Source organism: Shewanella sp. YLB-07, assembly GCF_009377275.1.
Genome location: NZ_VOQB01000002.1, coordinates 362,617 through 382,652 on the forward strand (window position 1 = coordinate 362,617; position 20,036 = coordinate 382,652).

The 20,036-nt window shown below is 46.2% G+C and carries 16 protein-coding genes; 10 read left to right on the forward strand and 6 right to left on the reverse strand.

What is annotated here, in order from left to right:
- Positions 1 to 17: 17 nt before the first annotated feature.
- Positions 18 to 1,697 (reverse strand): RluA family pseudouridine synthase, encoded by a 1,680-nt coding sequence (locus tag FS373_RS05465; RefSeq protein WP_144047430.1) that lies wholly within the window; start codon positions 1,695 to 1,697, stop codon positions 18 to 20.
- A gap of 468 nt (positions 1,698 to 2,165) precedes the next feature.
- On the opposite strand from FS373_RS05465, the gene FS373_RS05470 reads away from it, so the two are divergent.
- The 4 genes from FS373_RS05470 to FS373_RS05485 all read left to right on the forward strand — a co-directional run bounded on the left by FS373_RS05470 (position 2,166) and on the right by FS373_RS05485 (position 8,151).
- A complete protein-coding gene (locus FS373_RS05470) occupies positions 2,166 to 2,684 on the forward strand; it encodes an Hcp family type VI secretion system effector (protein WP_144047429.1) in 519 nt (172 codons plus the stop codon).
- A gap of 210 nt (positions 2,685 to 2,894) precedes the next feature.
- The gene (locus tag FS373_RS05475) at positions 2,895 to 4,982 is read left to right on the forward strand and encodes a type VI secretion system Vgr family protein (protein ID WP_152828892.1); all 2,088 of its coding nucleotides are present in this window, start codon (positions 2,895 to 2,897) and stop codon (positions 4,980 to 4,982) included.
- The gene (locus FS373_RS05480) at positions 4,961 to 5,587 is read left to right on the forward strand and encodes a DUF4123 domain-containing protein (RefSeq protein WP_152828893.1); all 627 of its coding nucleotides are present in this window, start codon (positions 4,961 to 4,963) and stop codon (positions 5,585 to 5,587) included. Before FS373_RS05475 ends, FS373_RS05480 begins: the two co-directional genes overlap by 22 nt.
- Before the next feature lie 14 nt (positions 5,588 to 5,601).
- Complete coding sequence (locus tag FS373_RS05485) at positions 5,602 to 8,151, forward strand: LysM peptidoglycan-binding domain-containing protein (protein WP_152828894.1); 2,550 nt, start codon at positions 5,602 to 5,604, stop codon at positions 8,149 to 8,151.
- A gap of 9 nt (positions 8,152 to 8,160) precedes the next feature.
- Here FS373_RS05485 and FS373_RS05490 read toward each other — a convergent pair whose 3' ends face one another.
- Entirely contained in the window at positions 8,161 to 9,201 is a 1,041-nt protein-coding gene (locus FS373_RS05490; RefSeq protein ID WP_144047425.1) for a formylglycine-generating enzyme family protein, read from the reverse strand.
- Between the two features lie 255 nt (positions 9,202 to 9,456).
- On the opposite strand from FS373_RS05490, the gene FS373_RS05495 reads away from it, so the two are divergent.
- Entirely contained in the window at positions 9,457 to 9,798 is a 342-nt protein-coding gene (locus tag FS373_RS05495) for a hypothetical protein (protein WP_227992503.1), read from the forward strand.
- An 837-nt stretch (positions 9,799 to 10,635) separates the two neighbouring features.
- Here FS373_RS05495 and FS373_RS05500 read toward each other — a convergent pair.
- Both FS373_RS05500 and FS373_RS05505 read right to left on the reverse strand, forming a co-directional pair.
- A complete protein-coding gene (locus FS373_RS05500) occupies positions 10,636 to 11,376 on the reverse strand; it encodes a glutathione S-transferase (RefSeq protein ID WP_144047424.1) in 741 nt (246 codons plus the stop codon).
- A gap of 175 nt (positions 11,377 to 11,551) precedes the next feature.
- Positions 11,552 to 13,828: a peptidase U32 family protein gene (locus FS373_RS05505; RefSeq protein ID WP_144047423.1), complete on the reverse strand. Its 2,277-nt coding sequence runs from the start codon at positions 13,826 to 13,828 to the stop codon at positions 11,552 to 11,554.
- Positions 13,829 to 14,079: 251 nt separating this feature from the next.
- On the opposite strand from FS373_RS05505, the gene FS373_RS05510 reads away from it, so the two are divergent.
- Together FS373_RS05510 and FS373_RS05515 are read left to right on the forward strand one after the other, a co-directional pair.
- Positions 14,080 to 14,511, forward strand: coding sequence for a GNAT family N-acetyltransferase (locus FS373_RS05510; RefSeq protein ID WP_144047422.1), 432 nt, complete (start codon positions 14,080 to 14,082; stop codon positions 14,509 to 14,511).
- Positions 14,512 to 14,593: 82 nt separating this feature from the next.
- On the forward strand, positions 14,594 to 15,970 hold the full coding sequence (locus FS373_RS05515; RefSeq protein ID WP_152828895.1) for a leucine-rich repeat-containing protein kinase family protein: 1,377 nt from the start codon (positions 14,594 to 14,596) through the stop codon (positions 15,968 to 15,970).
- Between the two features lie 10 nt (positions 15,971 to 15,980).
- On the opposite strand, the gene FS373_RS05520 is transcribed toward FS373_RS05515, so the two are convergent.
- Together FS373_RS05520 and FS373_RS05525 are read right to left on the reverse strand one after the other, a co-directional pair.
- Positions 15,981 to 16,220, reverse strand: a complete 240-nt coding sequence (locus tag FS373_RS05520) for a DUF3624 domain-containing protein (protein WP_144047420.1) — start codon at positions 16,218 to 16,220, stop codon at positions 15,981 to 15,983.
- Positions 16,221 to 16,294: 74 nt separating this feature from the next.
- Complete coding sequence (locus FS373_RS05525) at positions 16,295 to 17,167, reverse strand: 1,4-dihydroxy-2-naphthoate polyprenyltransferase (RefSeq protein ID WP_144047418.1); 873 nt, start codon at positions 17,165 to 17,167, stop codon at positions 16,295 to 16,297.
- A gap of 330 nt (positions 17,168 to 17,497) precedes the next feature.
- On the opposite strand from FS373_RS05525, the gene FS373_RS05530 reads away from it, so the two are divergent.
- The 3 genes from FS373_RS05530 to FS373_RS05540 all read left to right on the forward strand — a co-directional run bounded on the left by FS373_RS05530 (position 17,498) and on the right by FS373_RS05540 (position 19,925).
- Positions 17,498 to 18,403 (forward strand): SDR family NAD(P)-dependent oxidoreductase, encoded by a 906-nt coding sequence (locus FS373_RS05530; protein WP_152828896.1) that lies wholly within the window; start codon positions 17,498 to 17,500, stop codon positions 18,401 to 18,403.
- A 195-nt stretch (positions 18,404 to 18,598) separates the two neighbouring features.
- Positions 18,599 to 19,465: an acyl-CoA thioesterase II gene (tesB, locus tag FS373_RS05535; RefSeq protein WP_144047416.1), complete on the forward strand. Its 867-nt coding sequence runs from the start codon at positions 18,599 to 18,601 to the stop codon at positions 19,463 to 19,465.
- A 64-nt stretch (positions 19,466 to 19,529) separates the two neighbouring features.
- A complete protein-coding gene (locus FS373_RS05540) occupies positions 19,530 to 19,925 on the forward strand; it encodes a YbaY family lipoprotein (RefSeq protein WP_144047415.1) in 396 nt (131 codons plus the stop codon).
- The last annotated feature ends 111 nt before the right edge of the window (positions 19,926 to 20,036 follow it).

Here is a 20,036-nt window from a genome sequence, read left to right on the forward strand (position 1 = left end):
GCTCATAGCAATGACGATTAAAAATCTGCCTCCACGCTAAAACTCATAGCTTCACGTGTTGTAGGATGATTGAGTTCCAATAACTCGGCATGGAGATGTAATCGCTGGCTCTTCTTGCCATACAGATCGTCACCGACGATTGGCATGTTAAGGCCTTGGGGGTGAGCGCTATGAACCCTAAGTTGATGGGTGCGCCCCGTTTTGGGATATAGGTGCACTTTAGTGCGTCCATCGCGCCGAGAAATGACCTGCCATTTGGTTTCTGCTGGCTTACCATGTTCGAAGCATACCAGTTGCCTGGGTCTATCATCGAAATCGCCGCGAAGCGGTAAACTGATGATACCATCATCTTGGGTTAATTCACCGGTTAGCAGGGCGACATAACGCTTCTTAACGGTGCGAGTGATAAATTGCTTCTGCAAGCTCTTATTGGCCGCCTTGTTGAGGGCTATTACCATCAAGCCTGAGGTGGACATGTCGAGTCTGTGGACGATAAGTGGGCCCGTAGCCTCAGGATAAAGCAGTTTAATTCGTGAATATACAGAATCATCTATGTTTCGACCCGGAACAGACAAGAATTCTGCGGGCTTGTTGACCACTAACATGTCTCTATCTTGATAGATAATTTCGAGCTGTTTACCCTCGGCAGGATTGGTCAGTAGCGGGTTTTCATCGGTAGCTAGACCCTCAAGCATATGCCCCAAGATTGGCTGACATTTTCCCTGACAAGCCCCATAGTAGTTCTTATGTTGTCTTATTTCCGATTTTGGGGCGACTCCCCACCAAAACTCGGCCATGGCGAGTGGGGTCATTCCATGTTTAAAGGCGTAATGTAACAGTTTAGGCGCGGCGCACTCGCCTGAGCCTGCTGGTGGGACCTTATGTATGGTGCCTTTAAAGATATCACCTAAGCTTCTCTGCTTACCCTCTATGTTTAAAAATCCATACTCATCAAACAGACGTTGTTGCAGGGCGGCGGACATGGTTTTACGTTGAAGCTTTAAGGCCGACAGGCGTTTATTCACTTGGCCATGGGCTAGCTTAGCGGCAGCCAGTCGTTCATCCCAATAGACGTTTAGCTCCTTTAAGCGGTTCTTATCTTGCACGCTCTCTCTACTCATCTGAATACCGAGTAGTTTGAGGGCGTCTTCATCGAGGGATTCACCCGCCAAACGCTGCGCCTTTCTCTGTTTACGATTCTCAATCATAGATGCACGATGGGTGGCTATCTGCGTTTCAGCGAGTTGAGTTTCATCGGCTAACATAGATTGCAAATGCGCCAGTTCTGGATCGCGTTTACGTTCTGTGATCTCAGCGTTTATCAGGTTTATCTTGTCTTGCTCGGGAATAAAGAAGCCGTCTTTAGCCAACATATCAAATACTGGAGGGACGAAGTGTGGCAGCAGGTTTTGATCCGCTACCTTGCCGGAAAAAGCCGACAGGTAACCTAGCTCACCTTGCTGATTTTTCACCAACAGCACACCGAACATCTTGCCTAAGCTATCAGTATTGTCGCTTTCCAGACCAAAGTTATGTTGCCAATCAGTCTGGTTTTCTAGGTGTTGCTGCAACTCGCTTGCGGCCAACAGACACAGAGGATGAGGCTCATAATAAAACGGAAAGGTAAAACGCTGCGGAAGAGTAAATTCTGAGATTGACGCTTTAAATGAGGTAAAACAATGTTCTGGGGAATGCATTTGCTTGTCTATTGTCATGAAGGTTTAGCCGTGAAGCGCAAACTTGCTTCATCATATCTGGTGAGGAAGTCAGTGCGATAAAGCGGACGATCAATAAGGGTGAAAAATACGGAGGGATTTTAACCTTAAGATGACCAGAGGTCATTAAAGAAAAGCAGATTATTCTATTTAGTTGCATTCGGAAGTGGAAAGCTGAGGGAGTTCAATCAGCAGTTAAAGATTTTATATATTCGTAATCATCATACTTTTAAATCCCTTACTTCATATTCCCACCAGAAAACCTGGGCCATTTATTGCCCGCAGGGCAAGATCTTGCTCAAGTCTGGGCCATATCTTGCCCAACTCAACATCCCCCATTTTTCTGAGTTCTGTAAATTCATCGGGTTATGCAATTGGCATGGTGTTTGCTTTATTAGCGGGTGGCCACCACACGCTCTCGTTAATTTATTGTTAATAAAGGAATAACCAATGCCAACTCCATGTTATATCTCCATCAAAGGACAGACCCAGGGACACATTACAGCAGGTGCTTTCACTGCCGATTCCGTCGGTGACATTTTTGTCGAAGGTCATGAAGATGAGATGCTGGTTCAGCAATTTGACCATGTTGTCACTGTGCCTACAGACCCACAATCAGGACAGCCTTCTGGTCAGCGTATCCACAAGCCCTTTAAGTTCACTGTGGCACTCAATAAAGCCGTTCCTTTGATGTACAACTCGCTGGCGTCAGGTGAGAAAATCTCAGAAGTGGAGCTCAAGTGGTACCGCACCTCAGTTGAGGGTAAGCAGGAACATTTCTTCAGCACCAAGCTTGAAGGCGCCACCATTATCGACATTCAATGTCATATGCCTCATTGCCAGGACAGCAGTAAAGCAGATTTTACCCAGCTACTCACAGTGTCTATGGCTTATCGCAAGATTGATTGGGATCACGTCACTGCCGGTACCTCTGGTGCTGATGACTGGCGTAAGCCAATTGAAGCATAAGATTTAACTTCAACCCAGATTTGCCCTCAGGGTCGGTACCCTGAGCCTGAGGGCTGATATGTTCAGCGTTGTTTTTGACTCCTTTCAAATGGCGCTGAACACCCCGTCGAGTTGCGCTCTCTGCATTATAGTTTGCTGCTCGACACGCTCCCCTTCTTTTGTTGGTCCTTTGGAAGGGGATCACCCCTTAAATTGCATTAGGATGTTGCGATGATTGCTGTTGGAAATGGATTGCGTTACCACTTTAGCGCCGAAGGCGTGAGTGATGACAGCTTTGAGGTGTTAGCGTTTGATTTTAAAGAGGGGTTATCCTCACCCTTTGAGGTCAAGCTCACCTTGCTGAGCCGACTGGATGATTTGACGCCTGAGTCGATTGTCGACCAGACGGGGTTGCTTACTTGGTATCAAAGCGGTGAGCTGCAACGTCAGGTGCACGGCATTGTCAGTCAGTTCAGTAAAGCTGACACGGGAAATCATCATACCCAATACCACATCACCTTAGTGCCTGCACTATCAAGATTAAAGCTCAGGCAAAATAGTCGCATATTCCAGCAAAAAAGCGTGCTCAGTATCATAGCCACGCTCCTCACCGAAATGGGGATTAAGGATTATGCGTTCAGTTGTGATGCCAGATTAGAGTCGCAGGTGCGTGAGTATTGTGTCCAGTATCGGGAAACTGATTTCGACTTTATCTCCCGCTTAGCAGCAGAAGTGGGCTTGTTTTATTATTTTCAGCACAGTGAGAAGAGTCATACCTTGGTGTTCAGTGACAGCACCACTAAGCAGCCTCATGTAGACGCGCCATTCCCCTATAACGCGGTCAATGGCGGCGCTGCAGAAGTGCCATTCATTAGCTCATTTAGCTACCAGCACCAAATAAAGCCTGCCAGCGTCACGCTCAAAGATAACAGCTTCAAGAAGCCCCAATACAGCTTCCTGCAAACCAGTACGGGAAAACCGCTGGATTTTCAACGTCTCGATTACGAACACTTCGATTATCCCGGGCGTTATAAAGACGATGAGAGTGGTATCCCCTTCACGCAAGTTCGTCAGGAATTCCTGCGCCGAGATGCACAAGTGGCCTCGGGCAAAAGCAACCTCATGCAGGCCGTCAGCGGCAGCAAGTTTGATCTGATGGAGCATGGTGATGTGGCGCTGAATCGTGACTGGCTCATGGTGACCGTGACGCACAAAGGTGAGCAAGGCGCTGCGGCGGAAGAAGCCAATACTCAAGCCGTCACCACCTATAGCAACACATTCACCGCCATTCCAGGTAATGCGCCCTGGCAAGCAGAGCCTAATGCAAAACCTTTGGTCACAGGTCCCCAGAGTGCGACAGTGGTCGGTCCTAAGGATGAAGAGATTTTCTGTGATGAGTTTGGCCGAGTAAAAGTACAATTTCCCTGGGACCGCTATGGTTATAGCGATGATAATTCCAGCTGTTGGGTGCGAGTCAGCCAGGGCTGGGCCGGTGGCCAATATGGCATGATGGCCATTCCCAGAATTGGTCATGAAGTGATTGTCAGTTTCTTAGAGGGTGACCCCGACCAACCCATTATTACAGGGCGTACTTTTCACAGTGCCAATCAAGTGCCTTACCCGCTGCCTGCTAATAAGACCCGTACCGTACTGAAGACTCAAACCCATAAGGGCGAGGGCAGTAACGAACTGCGCTTCGAAGATGAGGCTGGCCAGGAAGAAATATATATCCATGCCCAGAAGGACATTAATACCTTAGTTGAACATGACCAGAGCATACACATCAAACACGATGCCCATCTGGACATTGAAAATGAGCGCTTTACCCGCATTAAAACCAATGACCATCTCACCGTTGAAGGAGATAGTCGGTCTCTTGTGAAGCAAGATGTCAGCATCAATATCGACGGTAGCCAACAACAGAAAGTAGGCAAAAAATCTATATTGGAAGCCGGCACTGAAGTGCATCTTAAGGCGGGCACTAAAATTGTCATCGAGGCTGGTGCAGAGTTGACGCTAAAAGTAGGTGGCAGCTTCCTTAAGGTAGATCCTGCTGGTGTGCACTTGGTGGGGCCTGCCGTCAATCTAAACTCTGGCGGTAGTGCAGGCTCTGGCAGTGGTTATGCGGGGCAATTAGCTGCACTGCCGGGGTATGTTGATGCTGTAATATTACCAGAGAGTGATGAGTTGACGCTGGCTGCTGCCAGCATGGAAAGCGTCACGGTACTGGATTACCCGGCGATATTGCAAAAGGGGGCGTTAGTCACCGAGCTTTGCCACTGCAATGGAGAGCAAACATGCAGCATACACTCGACTTAGTTCAGGCTGACATCACGCAGAGCGCGGCCCGTATCGACAGTGCACAATACGCCATTATAGAGCCACTATTGTGTCCGGATATTACCCAATGGTTGTATGAGGAGGGCACTTCAGCAAGGTCTATTCCCCTGTTTTCTGATACGCCTTACCAATCACTGGCCGAAGAAGGGCCGCTATTGATTGAGCTTGCTGAGCGGACGCAGCTCATAAGCCGGATTAAATCCGCTAGCCAGCGGTTCTCTATTGGCTGTTTTATTCAATCAGGCCTGAGTTTTGAAGCGCTAGCTGACTTGCTGGCTGAATGCCTGACCATTAATAGCGGCCAAAACCTTGCCCTGTTCAGATTTTATGAACCCAGAATGCTGCTGCCTTTGATGATGGTGATGAGCACGACAGATAAACAACATTTTTTCCAAGGTATCACCTCATTCATCTGGTTTGACAAGCAATGGTTATCCGCTTCTGTGGCCAATGCCTCCTCACCCTCTCAACACTCAGATGTTATCCGCTGGACAATGACTGCCCAACAGGGTGAGGCAATGCAGCAAGTGTTAACCCAGTGGCAGCAAAGTACTGCCCATTCACCTTCTGTACATTCAGGATAACGGAACCACTCATTATGACTACCACCTATACCGTTAAACAGGGCGATACCCTATTAGGCATCGCCATTGAGCAAAATATTGCCTTTCCTGAGCTGTTAGCGTTAAACCCGCAATATCAATTAAACCCAGACGTCATTTATCCTGGCGAGCTCGTAACACTGCCGAGCACCTTTGAGCCGGCGGAGCCTGAGCTGACCATTGAACCGGTTGAGCCAGTGCGTCCTGTAGAGCCTGGTTGTGTAATGGGCAAACCTGCTTGTAAGGGGATGGATGCCTGCGATGTATTATTTCTAACCGGTGGTGAGCCTGATGGTTATTACGTCCTTGATGAGCATGCCCAGACCTTGCTCAAGCAAGAAATTTCCACTATGGACAAGCTCATTGAAGATTACCGAGCAGTATTAGATAAAGCGCCCGATAACAAAGAAGCCAGCGAAGCCGATGTTGAACAACATCTGAGCCGAAAACAGGCTTGGGTCGCTAAAGCGGTGCACGCCGGGGCCATTGGTGTTGAGTCAAGTAAGGGGGCAACCCAGTCTTCAGCTATTCAGCCACAAAATAAACAGTACCTGGTGGCAAAAATTACCGAGTTACGTCGTACGCGTCAGTTGCTTGCTGATTATGTGCCCTTTTTCTCAGAGTCATCGATGGCAACGCTGCGGAGCCGGCGACTCAAGAGTATCGATACAGAGATAGAAAAACTCATCGCGCAAGTGCCCAGTAAACCTTCACCTGAAAGCTCAGCTAAGCAAGGCGTTAACTTCGATAACCTCGGTAACGTGAGTGGACAGCTCAGTTCCCGCCCTAGCCAGAGAGGCATCATCGAAATCATGTTGGTGAGTGAAAATCGATTGGTGTATATCCGCGCGGAGTTTCTTGAGCGTGAAAGACGATTTTGGCGAACAAATCCGACTCAGACCCGATTACGTCAGTTGATAGCTAATCGTGATGTAGCTGGCATACAGCAGGCGATGTTTGAGGATATACGTGAGGGCCTGGTCAAAGATAAAAGCAATGGCATGTTGGGTAAGTTAGAAGGCAATATCAAGAAGTGGGCACACCCTGGCTGGAAATGGAAGGAGTGGAAAGGTACTAAAAAGTTGTGGGTAAATGAGGATGGGGATACCCGCTTTGCAGTTAGCGCAGAAGCGCAGTTGCTGCGATTTTCGGCTCAAGCCAGCGTTAAGACCAGTTTTGAACCCAGTGAAGGAAAAGTGGATATTGGTATCGGCGGTGATGCCACTTTCTCTTTGGCCGAAGGCAAGGTGGAAGGCAAGTATTTTATGCCCTATGAGAAAGGCTATGCCTTAACCTTGGCTTATCTCGACAGTAACAAACAAACCGCACTCTATTCCTTTGGTTGCTTTCGCGCCTCTGTCGGCGTGACCTTGAGCTGTTTTGCGGGAGTGATTGTCAATGGTGAGGCAAAACTCAGTAATCAAGAGCAGGCATCGGGGGCTGGGATTTTATTATCAGCCAATACTCAGCTTGCCCCCACCAATGCGACAGGTGGCCTCGGGGTAAAAGCGGAAGGTTTTGCTGGAGTACAAGCGGGCGGCCAGGTTGCAGGTGCACTCGAATGGCAATCACCCGATGATATTGCTACCACCAATTTCAGTGCCCTGGCTGAAATTAAGGCCGAGGGTAACATTTCCTTTGGTGCTGGGATTGGCGGCGAGTTTCAATTGGCTCTGGAATCTGGGCAGTTTTACTTCTATTGCTCGGGCCGTCTAGTCTGGGGCCCTGGTGGCAGTGGCGGATTTGGTACTACCGTGGATTTTGAAAAACTCTGGGAACTCGTCAAGGTGATATGGGGCGCACTCGAGGTGGTGGATTATCACGTGCTCGATAATATTGACCCTCTGGCATATGAATATTTGCAACGTGCCAGTTACTATGCGTTCGCTGTGCCGCAAAAGCTACTGGATGAAACAAACGCACTGGTCAAAAATCCCAAGTTCTATTTGCAACAAGCGGTGATGTCAGGAGCGACTGCTATTGATGGTTGGTGGCGTGAGAGAGTTCGCTATTGGGAATCGCAACAGTATCAGGAAGCCGAGGCTTTGCGGGTTGCCGAGCGGATAATTAATCAGGAACATTACGCCGGCATACCTCCACGTTTGTTACCACCGGAAACTATCGGCATGCTACTCAACACCCTAGTGACAACCTTCTGGTTTAACTGGGAGCAGCAACAGGAAATGGCCATCTATCTCTTGCTGAGCACTAGCATCAAGAGTTGGCGTAAGTTCGAAGAAAGCTTAGCCTGCATGAATGTCAGAGGCACTAAGGTATCGGGAGATAAAGCCTTATTTGCGAACTTAAACCGCATCAATGCCATCTTAGATAGACACCAACAGCATGACTTTAATGTCTGGCTCGATGCCTTAGCTGCGCTAAGATGCGCCAATGTTCAAGCCAGCAGCGCACCTCAATTACCTAAAGTGTACCAAGTGCGCAGCCGAAGTGAGATGCGTGATAGAAATAGTCCTAACAAAAAACAAATCGGCCAGCAAATAGCCCGGCTACACGGATATCAGCCGGGAGATACATATTATGTGTAAAGGGTAATATTATTCAATCACAGGAGTGCTTTGCTGCACTGCGCAGCGAAAACCTGTTAAAGTATATTTACTATCAATTGGATCTATTGGGCTGAAGGCGCGGGTGGTGACGACCAGACCTTGGCCTCCTCTGACCACTTTATCGGTGCCTGTTTCCGGCCCCTGAGGATTATCTTCTGGTGAGTGTTGGTAATAATCCGCCGAGAACCAGTCATTAACCCATTCCTCCATGTTGCCGGACAGGTCGTGAATGCCCAATGGGTTAGCCGGCCAGCTACCGACCTCGTCAAATCCTGAGCCGTAATTGACCTCCTCGGGGAGGATGTCGACATGGCGGCCTAACTCAGGTGCATAATAAGTGCCATTGACGCGCTGCACATAACCATTGTTGGTGGCGTAGTAGATATTTTTTCCGCGGTTGCGCGCCGCATACTCCCATTGGGCTTCGGTAGGTAAGTCAAACTTGTAGCCAGTGAGATCGCCCAGCCAGAGGCAGTAGTTTTTGGCTTCTTGCCAGCGTTTCGTTGGCGAGGGATCATTTTTAATTCGTTGAGTTAATCCCTCATACAATACACGAGCTTCGGCACGAGCAAGCTCTATGCCATGGGCTAAACGATATGCATCGGCCCCATAATGTGTGGTTTCATATTTGGCCAATGAATAGCTATCCAGTGTGACCTTGTGCTGATAAATTGCGCCATTTTTTCTGGAGATGAAGTTGCTATAACATGTTGCCTCAGGGGTCCAGTCCATGCGACCTTTATCGATAATGTCACAAGGGGTTCGAATATCGCCCATTATGAAACTGCCGCCTTCAATCCACACCATGTCTTCCATGGATTTAACCGCCACATCTAATATTTGCAGCTTAAGCTGTTTATCCATCTTGGGATAACTGGCTTCTATCTTGGCTGAAATGGCCTTGATATCATCATCTGGCACTGAGCTACTGGTGATGAGGGGGGGATTCAAATCACCAGCGCCACAAGCTGTTAAGAACAAGCTGGTCATTAGGCCCAGAGTCAATGAATTTAACCGATAAAATCTCATGAGTATCATCCTTAATATTTTTGGTTATTTTAAACTCATTCAGTCATTTACCAAAGAAATAAATCAAATTTAACTCAGCTAAATCAGCTTGAGAAATACCAGCTGGAAACATTAGAGGGTCAGATTCGTGAGCGCAGATTTGACTTAGGTTTTGACTTCGGCTTTGACCTTAATGAAAGTCTGAGCCGGATATCTTGGTTTTGAGATCTCTTTATTAAAGTCTCTTTATTGAGAGCCGTAAGGCCCGGTGCTAATATGATATTCGGTTCAATTTATTTTCGTATTCGAGGTGTTGTGATGGACAAGGTATGTAAATGGGTATTAGTGGGTGTAATGTTGAGTTTTTCTCAGTTAGCCAGTGCTGGAATCGTTAATCCGGATTGTACTCCTGAGAAAGCCGCCAAAAGTGCAGTTGCAAATGCCACTGTCGGCGTTAAAGGTCGATGCTCTCCTGCCGAAACGGCTAAAGACGCTACGACTAAAGCGGTGAATGAAGCGTTACCTGATGAGGGCGTTGCGGGTAAAGCGGTGGATATGGCCAAACCGAAAAAACATGACAGTGTGATGAAGAAGGCGACTAAGGCCGTCATCGACTGATTTATGCGGCTTTCTCCTGAAAAATAAATTTTCTGAAGGATTCTTCTGAAGAGAATTTCCTGTATTTATTAAGAAGATTAGGTGCTTGCAGTCTATTAAGAATGAATTCTTTAGTTGATTTTTTGACGAGTAAAAATAAGGCCATCGAAAAATATTGATGGCCATCTAGTGCTTAATGAGCTAGAGAATTGCTTGAACTTTTCTTCGCAGCCTTTGCTGCTTTCTTCTCTTTTGCTGTTAAAAGTGGTTTCTTTTTGACATTTTTTTTACTGTCTTGACCTTTACTCATAATACTTTCCTTTTGAGGTAAACTCTTAAACCTAAAGTTAGTTTGAGCCAACCTAAGGCTGAGGTTACGCAGTGACCTTTATTCAAGCTAGAGGTTAATGCATAACTATATCAGTATGCCTCTACAGACGATCAATTGATAGGAATAGCTTATATTAGCTGGTCGGTATGTGCATTGCTGTATCTAATACCAGTTCCATTAAGTAAGTGATCATTCAGCGGGAGTTAAAAACGCTGTAGGCAAGTAAGGGGATTGAAGCTAATAGTTATTCTCGGCAACAAGCTCCTGCGTTGCTCTACCTCCAGCATCCATGCAGTCGTATATCGAGAGCCACTTACGCAGCATAAAGTGTTTTTAAACCCGCACTACGTGAGCTTCTCAGGACTTCCACTTCTGCGTTGCATTGCCTCAAAAGGAAATAACCATTTCTTCAACAATGCGCCTTGAATTTAAAGCCCTGAGAGAGCTCTGAATTGATTATAAATTTAATGGAATTGGTATTGCATAGCACTTTACATGGAACATCAATCAGGCGAGCTACATATTTTTTAACCAAAAGGATACGCTTCTCCAGTCTCTGAATAGAGCGGAAACTTTTTCATCATTCTGGAAAACAACGGCCGGTTTAAATGGTCTTTTAACCACTGTCTAAGTAAGGGGTAGGGAGATTGCAAATACCAATGACGGTCGACTCGAGCGAACTGACGCACGAAGGGCAGTAGTGCAAAATCAAGTAAACTTAGGTTGTCGCCCATTAGGTATTGATGTTGTGACAGGCGTAGCTCTAAGGCTTGTATAAATGACTCGCACTCTGTTCTCAAATCGGCTTCGGTGTCTTTATGGTAGCGTTTGGCATCTTTATATTGCTCGAGTAACGGCTTGAATACTTTATCGTTATAGCTGATAAATTCGAGCATGATGGGTAGCGCTTCAGGTGTTTGGCTCAACAGCAGATCATCGGGGTCGTTTATATTCAGTGCCCAAAGCATGATATCGACACTTTCATCTATGATCCTTGGCGGTTTTCTTTTGTTTGCGCTCTCGGCCTCAACCTTAACCTTAACCTCGATTCCACTCACACTCGTACCGCGATCCTCTATCACATCCTCAAGTACCAGCACGGGTACCGTGCCCTTGGGGGAGAAAGCTAGCATCTCCTGGGATTTATTTTTAGTGACTACGGCTTTGAGCATCACCTTTTGCTTAGCAAGTAACAAGCCTAAGCGGGCTCGCATGGCATAGGGGCAGTGCTGCAGTGAATATAGGGTAGGTAAAGGGAGCTGGCTCATGGGTATTATCGGCTCTTTAATACTAATCGGTAAATATTTAGGTCGATTATAGGCGAATAAGTGTATAGGTGCAGAGGGAATGAGGAAACTGGCTTATCAAAGAAAGAGCAGCCTATCTTGATAAATACAGATAGGTTGCTCTTCCTACTTTATTCTAAATTATGATATTAATCGGTTACAGACCTTGTCTGTATTGAGCATGAGTCGATACGGTCACCATGGTATCTAGCTGAACCTTAGCGTCTTCACTGCCTAGTAGCAGGCTTTCAAAATGTTCAATAAGCTGAACCTTATCCAGCTTGGCTTTAGAGCCTGAGCCGATATCGGTCAAGTCGATAAAGAACTCATCGAACAGGCTAGAGTAGTCATTGATCACATCCAAGTTTAAGAACTGTTCGTCGTTATAGATGCTCGGGTAACCGCCTTTTTGCTTATCGACGGCAAATGAGATCCCTTTGACATTGGTTATCGTGGTGGCTTTCTCACATTTGAGCATGCAGCCATCTTCGATACTCGGCTTGTTACAGCCTACAGTCTGCTGGAAAAAACATTGGCGGCTGGTCATCATCAAAATGGGATGATAGATGCTGTAAAGCAATTTAAACCCTGCCGGACGTTTCAAGTTCCTTATCTGCATACGATTAATCTCGTTAGAGATAAAGGCGCCAGCACAGTTCAAGTCTTCCTGAAGGGTACTAAGGGCATAGGAGTTAGTGGTATTTAAAAACGGTCCTGCTATCCACTCGATGCCCATCTCGAACGCTTTATAGGCAACGCCGGTGTTATTGCTGACGATACGTGCGGGCTTAACTTCTTCAAGAATTCTCACGGCTTCGATATAGTCTTTACCGATCAATACCGCCGGAAACCAAGGGATGAATCTCGGGTTACGCTGCAATAGCTCGATATATTTATCGCAGTTTTTCTTAAAACTCTCGGGCAACTTAAAGTAGATGTCCGCATCGGTAACATCGCCGAGGTGGGCATCTTTCTCATCACAAATCAACAAAGAGAGGCCTGGTTTTTCGTTTACTTTGGCATGCTGTTGAAGTTTTGGTAGCTCGACGGGTGGGATCACATCCACCGAGTTATTGAGTAGAAAGGCTAGCTTATTTTTTAGCGCCGTCAGCTCTTTAAATGGAATGCTCAGGCCAGTAGACAATTCACAGAAGTCATAATCCTGTATGACATAATCGGCGTTATTGAAACTTCTGAAGCGTTTCTCCAGTGCCTCTGCGTCTAATGGCGATTTATCCGAGGCACGCAGTACGGAATCCGATTGAATTGAGAATGTTTGAATTTGATTGTCTTGTTCGACCTGATTCGAAATGGTCTCGACTCTTGCCTGTATGGAGAACGGTTGATCTAACTGACCCGTGAAACTTAAATTGAGGAGCATCTTGTCGATATTAAGATATTTGATCTTATCTTCAAGGCTGGCACCCAGCTCATTTTTATCGGTTTTGAGTGTTTGCTTTACTGCTTGGATCTGCACCACTGAGATGGCGTTTTGTTTCTCTACCGCATGGTTAACACTGTTATCTCGAGGGTTATCGATAAACATATCTTTAGTGAGATTACCCTTCAAGAATGAGTTGGTAAAATCACGGTTAAAGACCTTGTACAGGTTAGTGTCATCTTCGAGTAACTTACCGGTATCAACAAACTGGTTGATCTGCTTGCGCCAGCTATCGACTACTGTGTAGACATAGTGTGCACCCTTGATGCGGCCTTCAATCTTAAGTGAGTCGACCTGAGCATCGACTAACTCTGGTAAGTCAAAATAGGCTGAATTGTCTTTTAGATTTAAAGGATATTTATTGCCCGCAGCCGTTTCTTCGTACTCATCTCGACAAGCCTGACTGCAACGGCCTCGGTTACCTGAATTACCGACGCTGACTGAGCTCGAATAACATTGGCCCGAGAAGGCGATACAAAGGGAGCCGTGAACAAAGACCTCGGTCAACATATCATGTTCATGGGCCAGAGCCGTGAGTGACTTTATCTCACCTAAGTTCATTTCTCGTGATAGGTTGACGCGTGAAGCACCGATTCTGCTGAGGAAGTGTATCTGGCCTTCATTATGTGTGGTTAGCTGAGTCGAGGCGTGAATGTCTAGAGTCGGGAAGTGCTTCTTAACCAGGTTAAACAGACCGAGATCTTGAACTATGATGCCATCTAAGCTGGTGTTGACTAATTGATTCAGTAACTTAAATAGTGCCGGTAGTTCATGCTCCAATATCACCACGTTCAGAGTCAGGAACACTTCACATTCATACTGATGAGCGAGCCTTAAGATGCCACAGAGATCATCAAATGAAAGGTTGGCGGCACGATTACGGGCATTAAATGTGTCTAAGCCACAATAGACGGCGTTGGCACCGGCAACAATAGCGGCTTTTATTGCTTCAACGTCACCGCCAGGCGCTAACAACTCAATTTTTCTACTCATCCCAGACTAACTCACTCAATTATTCGATTATCATTTTTTGAGGGGCGATTTTACCCGCATCCCGTAAGTAATGCCATACATTAGGTTTCGATGGATTACTTAGCTGAGCACTAATGGCGATTTTTCTCCTGATTTATTAACTGCATCAGGCTATTAAGTTGAATTATCGTCATGTTTCTCTTTGTTATTTGATTTTCCAAGCTTGAATGATTAGGTTCAATTTCAAGAAAGTAACAAAAGGCAAGTTACCCATGAACCACGAGATACACTTTCAAGAAACGCTCACACAAGATGAACAGCAAATATTGTGGGACGGGATAGAGAAAGCCATTAGCGCCAAAGTGGGCAAAACGGGTCGATATGAACTGTGTTTCTTATTGCGTGATGAGCAGGGAGAAATATTGGGCGGGGTACAAGGTAATTGTGATAATTGGGGCTGGCTGTGGATTGATTCACTCTGGGTGAGTGAGTCATTGCGAGGGCAAGGTTTCGGTAAGAAATTGCTAGAGACGATTGAAGATAAAGCAATTGCTCTCGAGTGCACTCACTCTCACCTAACTAGTTTTACCTTTCAGGCTGTGGATTTTTACAAGAGCCTTGGTTATTCGGTGTTTGGTGAGTTAGCAGATTATCCGAAAGGGCATAGTCGATGCTGGTTGAAGAAGGAACTGGTGGATCGGTAAGTGCATTTTTCATCCCTTTCTCAAGATGAAGATATGCTATATCATGTCGCGCTATTTTCAGCATTAAGTAGAGTGATCAGGTTTGCAAACATTAGCAGCACTTAAAAATGGACAGTTAACATTGACGATACGTTTACAGTTAGCCGAAAACCTAACTGAATTCCCCAAGGAGATCTTCGATTTAGCTGACACATTGGAAGTGTTGGATCTCTCTAATAATTGCTTATCCAGTTTACCCGATGATTTGGGTCGGCTGACTCAGCTCAGGATCCTGTTTCTCTCAAACAATCAGTTTGAAACCTTGCCTAAGGTGTTAGGCGATTGCCCTAAGCTTGAGATGATAGGCTTTAAAGCGAATAAGATTCGCACTGTCGATGAAGATGCGTTGCCAGTGCAGACTCGCTGGTTGATTTTAACTGATAATAAAATCGAGACTCTGCCTAATTCCATGGGGCTACTGTATCGCCTACAGAAACTCGCTCTGGCAGGGAATCGTCTCTCGTCGCTGCCTGAGTCGATGGCCAATTGTAAAAATCTAGAGCTAGTACGTTTATCTGCAAACCAGCTTACTCATTTGCCCGATTGGTTACTGCAATTGCCAAAACTTGCTTGGCTTGCATTTGATGGTAATAAGCTTAGTTCCATGGATAAAATATCCTTAGCTGTACCAGAGATGCTCACGGTCAAGATGACAGATATCGACTTAGCCGAGCAACTTGGCGAAGGAGCATCCGGCGTCATCTATAAGGGCAAGTGGAATCGTCAACCCGTCAGGTTACTTGGCACGCCAGAATTGATTGCGATAAAACTGTTTAAGGGGGAGGTCACCAGTGATGGTTATCCTGCCGATGAACTCGCCTGTTGTTTGCAGGCGGGCGAGCATATTAACCTTATTAAAGTCATCTCTCAGATAAACGAAAAAGAGCATCTGGGTCTGGTGATGGAATTGATCCCGCCGAGTTTCTTTAACTTAGGTTTACCACCATCTCTGGTGACTTGTACGCGAGACACCTTCGAGTCCGGGACTCAGTTTAGCGTGTCACAAATCGCAAAAGTCGTGCTACAGATGGCGGCGACGATGACACATCTGCACAGTCAAGCTGTGAGCCATGGGGATCTTTATGCCCATAACACCATGATTAATGCTGATGCCGAGATGCTATTTGGTGATTTCGGTGCCTCGTCGGATCTATCTGTCCTACCTCAGCTACAAAGAGAAGCGATGCAAGCCATAGAGGTCAGAGCCTTTGGCTGCCTAGTGGACGATCTCTTGTCAGTGAATGCGAAACACTTAAGTGATGATGCTGAGATATCGGGCAAGCAAGCGCTTTTGTCTGTGTTATTGCAAATGAGAGACAGCTGCTTACATGATGAATTTGCACTTCGTCCCAGATTCTTCGAGATTAGCGACAAGTTACAATCAGCGGTTTTGGAACTTGTGAGTGAAGCCTTGCATTAAAGTAGAGAGTTTAAGTTTTGTGTGTAAGTGAACGATAACCAAGCACCAAGAGGTGAAGCAGCAAAAGCCCTGTGAAGCTGATACAAAAAAACAGTAGGGCAATGGACTCGACATGAGAAACTCGTTCGCTATAGAGAAACCACCACAAGGGCCAGGCTATAACTGACAATATTGCCAGTTGCCACATACAAGCCTTACAGCGACCCAGTTTTTGCCTGAAAATTGATGATTCGCAGCTGTTACAGGTCATATATCACAATCCTACTTCTAAGCTTAGCGGCGCATAAAGCGCCTCTATTCAGCAGACATTCGTCAGCATGACTCTTAGACAAAGAATAATCCAATACTAAACAAGGCACTGAAAATCATGGTGAGCTTAGCGGTGCGGCCGAGTAACGGGTTTAACGCCTCTCCTGAAGTCACACTAAAATCACTGCTTAGTTTACGCGCTAATATCAATGAAAAACCCGCGAGTAGGACTGGGGTGCCAGGTAGAAAACCGAGAAAGAAGCTGCCAATAATAAGCGCGAAAGGTAAGTAAACCAAGGCTTGATAGACTACTCTTGCTTGACCTACCCCCATACGAACGGCCAAGGTTTGCTTACCCGCTTTGGCGTCAGTTTCAATATCCCGGGTGTTATTTACCAGCATTATCGCCGCATTTAAGCAGCCTATTGCACTGCCTAATATCCAGGCCGCTGTGCTGGTTTCACCTGCTTGTAGAAAATAACTGCCAACCACGGCCACTAAACCGAAAAAGACAAAGGCCGCCACTTCACCTAAACCGTGAGATGCCAGCGGGTATGGACCTCCGCTATAGCCAAGAGCACCGCAAATGGCGGCAATCGCAAGCAGCGCAATGGGCCAACCTCCATGGTAGATGAGATATGAGCCAACGATAAGCGCCAGTATCAAGCTAAGCACCATGGCGTTGCGGACTTTTTCTGGTGTAAGCAAGCCACTTTGGGTCACCCGCACCGGTCCTAAACGTTCTTCGGTATCGACACCACTCTTAAAGTCAAAGTAATCATTAGCCAAGTTAACTGCAATTTGTAACAAGATAGCGCAAAGCATAGATGTACAGGCGATTAACAAGCTGAACTGATCTAATTTGAGGGCTAATATGTTTCCTACCAAGAGAGGCCCAATTGCCGCCGGCAGTGTACGAGGCCTTATGGCCAAAATCCAAGGGTTCATTTATTCGATTCTTATGGGGGAGCATCTATATGCAGATGCCCACTGGCTATTAATGGTCATATCATATCAAGATGAAGGACTCTAAGCGATCGCCTTATTGAACGTGACTCGGCTTAAATATCAAGATTAAGGATAAATGTTTAAAAGGAATCGGATTTTGTTATCGGCTTCAAAGAAATGACCCAATAGATATGCTTCTATACTTAAACTTGACAAGTTAGCTGGGTAAGACGGTTCAGCCGAAGGAGTCATAGTTTTACACTGATTTACATGCTTAATTTATCCATGTTTACAGTTCGTTTAGAGGCTATTCATTGAGGAAAAGTATCGATGCGTTTTGATAATAGGGTCGCTGTGATAACGGGAGCGGGATCGGGTTTAGGTCGAGCCTATGCCCTTGCTTTAGCCGAGCGTGGTGCCAAGGTGGCATTGATTGACTCTGGTACTGATAAGACTGGAGTCAGCTCTGGGTTAGAGAGCAGCCATCAAGCCGTGCTAGCGCTGGGTGAGCAATCTATGCTATTTAACTTAGATGTCAGCGACTTCGCCGGCGTCAAACAGGCCGTGGCGGAGATCATTAGTCACTGGGGGCGTATCGATATTCTAGTCAATAATGCTGGAATTCATGCTCCCTGCGACTTTGATAATCTAACTGTCGATATGTGGCAGCATCAGTTAAATACCGATCTTAATGGTAGCTTCTACATGACCAAGGCGATATGGCCGCAGATGAAGCGGCAAGGCTATGGCAGGGTGGTAATGATCAGTGCGGCCAGTGGTTTGTATGGCGATATGCATGAAACCTCATACAGTGCCAGCAAGATGGGCTTGATAGGTTTAGTTAACAGCCTCTACCTCGAAGGAGTTGATCACAATATTAAGGTCAACACCTTAACGCCCCACGCCCTGACTCCAATGACAGCAAATCGACTCGCATCTTCGGTAAAGCCGCTTTTCTCTAAATCATCAATCACGGCGAGCATGATGTTCCTCTGCGGTGCAGAAGCGCCTACGGGTCAGCATTTACTCACAGCGGCAGGGAGTGTCAGTCACGGTCAATTTACCGAGTTCAAGTCTTGTTATTTACCTGCCGAGGCATGTAAGCCTGAGGCGATACAAGATAGTTGGCAGCAGATATATCAGGCGCAGCCAGTTAACTTACACCGAAGTGGTGAGGATCAAATACTCGCCTGGGCCAAGAGAGGAGCAGGCGAGCGTCATATTACAATTGAATGAAAACTTGTCTATGACAGGAATCTTTTGCTTAGTTTGGTGTCAGACTCTCTAAGCTCTAAGAATGAACGGATAAGCTGTATCTAGCTTGTGTGTCACTAGGGCGGCTTTCCCCCTCCTCACTCAGTAAAACTCTGGCTTGAAGACCATTATGTGAGTTAAGCTGTGTGGCTGTTGATTAGGTGTGTGAGGCATGCAGTGAGTCAGGTATTAAATGATCTATTATCTTTACTCTCTTTAGAGCGAATCGAAGAGGGGCTATTTCGAGGTCAGAGTCAAGATTTAGGCTTCGGCCATGTCTTCGGTGGTCAAGTGATGGGGCAGGCTTTAAGCGCAGCCAAACAGACTGTTTCGGCATCACGTCAGGTCCACTCTTTGCATTCCTATTTTCTTCGTGCCGGTGATGAGAAACTGCCTATCGTTTATGATGTTGAAGTCATGCGTGATGGTGGGAGTTTCAGTGCAAGAAGAGTCAAGGCGATTCAGAAAGGTCGGCCTATCTTCTACATGACCTGTTCATTTCAAGAGTTTGAACAGGGGCTTGATCATCAAGATAAAATGCCTAATGTACCTGGCCCTGAGGGTTTACTGAACCAGCAGGAACTGGCCATGGCACTTCAAGATAAAGTGCCACCTAAAATGTTGGAAAAATTTATGGCAGATGCACCGATTGAGATGCGTCTGGTCGATGCCTGTAATCCTATGGTATCGACAATCACAGAGCCTAAACGCTATGTGTGGATCAGGGCCAATGGCCAAGTGCCAACAGACTTTTCGGTCAACGAATATTTGTTGGCTTATGCGTCGGATTTCAACTTTCTGGTCACGGCAGCGCAGCCTCACGGGGTCTCCTTTCTGACTCCTGGCATGCGTATGGCGACGATCGACCATTCTATGTGGTTCCATCGACCACTGGATCTGAATGACTGGCTGCTTTATAGCATAGAGAGCCCGAGCGCCAGCGGTGGCAGAGGCTTTGTTAAAGGGCAGTTTTTCAATCAGAAAGGTGAGCTAGTGGCATCTGCGACGCAAGAAGGTTTAATGCGCATGGTTTCGCCAAAATAGCGCAGGCGAGACAGGGAAATATTGATGGCTCAATTGGGCCGTTTGTTGAAATAAGGGTTTTATAATGTTGGTAATGTTGAAAAGAACCATAATATTATTGGTTTGTGTCCTATCGCTTTCGGCCTGCGTGACAGTAGAGGCAGAGCCGCCGATTATCATTAATGGTGCTGCTGGATATTTGGAGAAGATTAATCTGCCCCAGGGGAGCAAGATCACCATCGCCATCATAGATATGGACACTCCTGGTGCAATAGTAGCGCAGAAAAGTTTCGATATTGCCAGAGCGCCGGTGCCGTTTAAATTTATTTTACCGGCTGAAACGGTAGAAGAAAATATAAACTACGGGGTCGTTGCTATGATCCTGTATCAAAATCAGGTTATTTTTCAGACTTATGATAGATTCCCAATTATTAGCAATGGTAAATACACTACGGAAGTATTGATGAAGGCGGTTAGGTAGTTAACTTAGTTCATTAATACATCATTGAATTAAAGGGGGCTTAAGGCCCCTTTTTTGTGGCTGACATTTGGGACGTTAGATGGGAAGTTAGATGATGAGGGTAATTATTTA

Excerpts from the sequence above, each read along its gene's own strand:
- FS373_RS05525 (WP_144047418.1), bottom strand. The coding sequence starts at position 17,167 with ATGAACCCTTGGATTTTGGCCATAAGGCCTCGTACACTGCCGGCGGCA.
- FS373_RS05490 (WP_144047425.1), bottom strand. The coding sequence starts at position 9,201 with ATGAGATTTTATCGGTTAAATTCATTGACTCTGGGCCTAATGACCAGC.
- FS373_RS05480 (WP_152828893.1), top strand. The coding sequence starts at position 4,961 with ATGCAGCATACACTCGACTTAGTTCAGGCTGACATCACGCAGAGCGCG.
- FS373_RS05505 (WP_144047423.1), bottom strand. The coding sequence starts at position 13,828 with ATGAGTAGAAAAATTGAGTTGTTAGCGCCTGGCGGTGACGTTGAAGCA.
- FS373_RS05510 (WP_144047422.1), top strand. The coding sequence starts at position 14,080 with ATGAACCACGAGATACACTTTCAAGAAACGCTCACACAAGATGAACAG.
- FS373_RS05530 (WP_152828896.1), top strand. The coding sequence starts at position 17,498 with ATGCGTTTTGATAATAGGGTCGCTGTGATAACGGGAGCGGGATCGGGT.
- FS373_RS05500 (WP_144047424.1), bottom strand. The coding sequence starts at position 11,376 with ATGAGCCAGCTCCCTTTACCTACCCTATATTCACTGCAGCACTGCCCC.
- FS373_RS05475 (WP_152828892.1), top strand. The coding sequence starts at position 2,895 with ATGATTGCTGTTGGAAATGGATTGCGTTACCACTTTAGCGCCGAAGGC.
- FS373_RS05470 (WP_144047429.1), top strand. The coding sequence starts at position 2,166 with ATGCCAACTCCATGTTATATCTCCATCAAAGGACAGACCCAGGGACAC.
- FS373_RS05495 (WP_227992503.1), top strand. The coding sequence starts at position 9,457 with ATGATATTCGGTTCAATTTATTTTCGTATTCGAGGTGTTGTGATGGAC.
- FS373_RS05520 (WP_144047420.1), bottom strand. The coding sequence starts at position 16,220 with ATGACCTGTAACAGCTGCGAATCATCAATTTTCAGGCAAAAACTGGGT.
- FS373_RS05465 (WP_144047430.1), bottom strand. The coding sequence starts at position 1,697 with ATGCATTCCCCAGAACATTGTTTTACCTCATTTAAAGCGTCAATCTCA.
- FS373_RS05540 (WP_144047415.1), top strand. The coding sequence starts at position 19,530 with ATGTTGGTAATGTTGAAAAGAACCATAATATTATTGGTTTGTGTCCTA.
- FS373_RS05485 (WP_152828894.1), top strand. The coding sequence starts at position 5,602 with ATGACTACCACCTATACCGTTAAACAGGGCGATACCCTATTAGGCATC.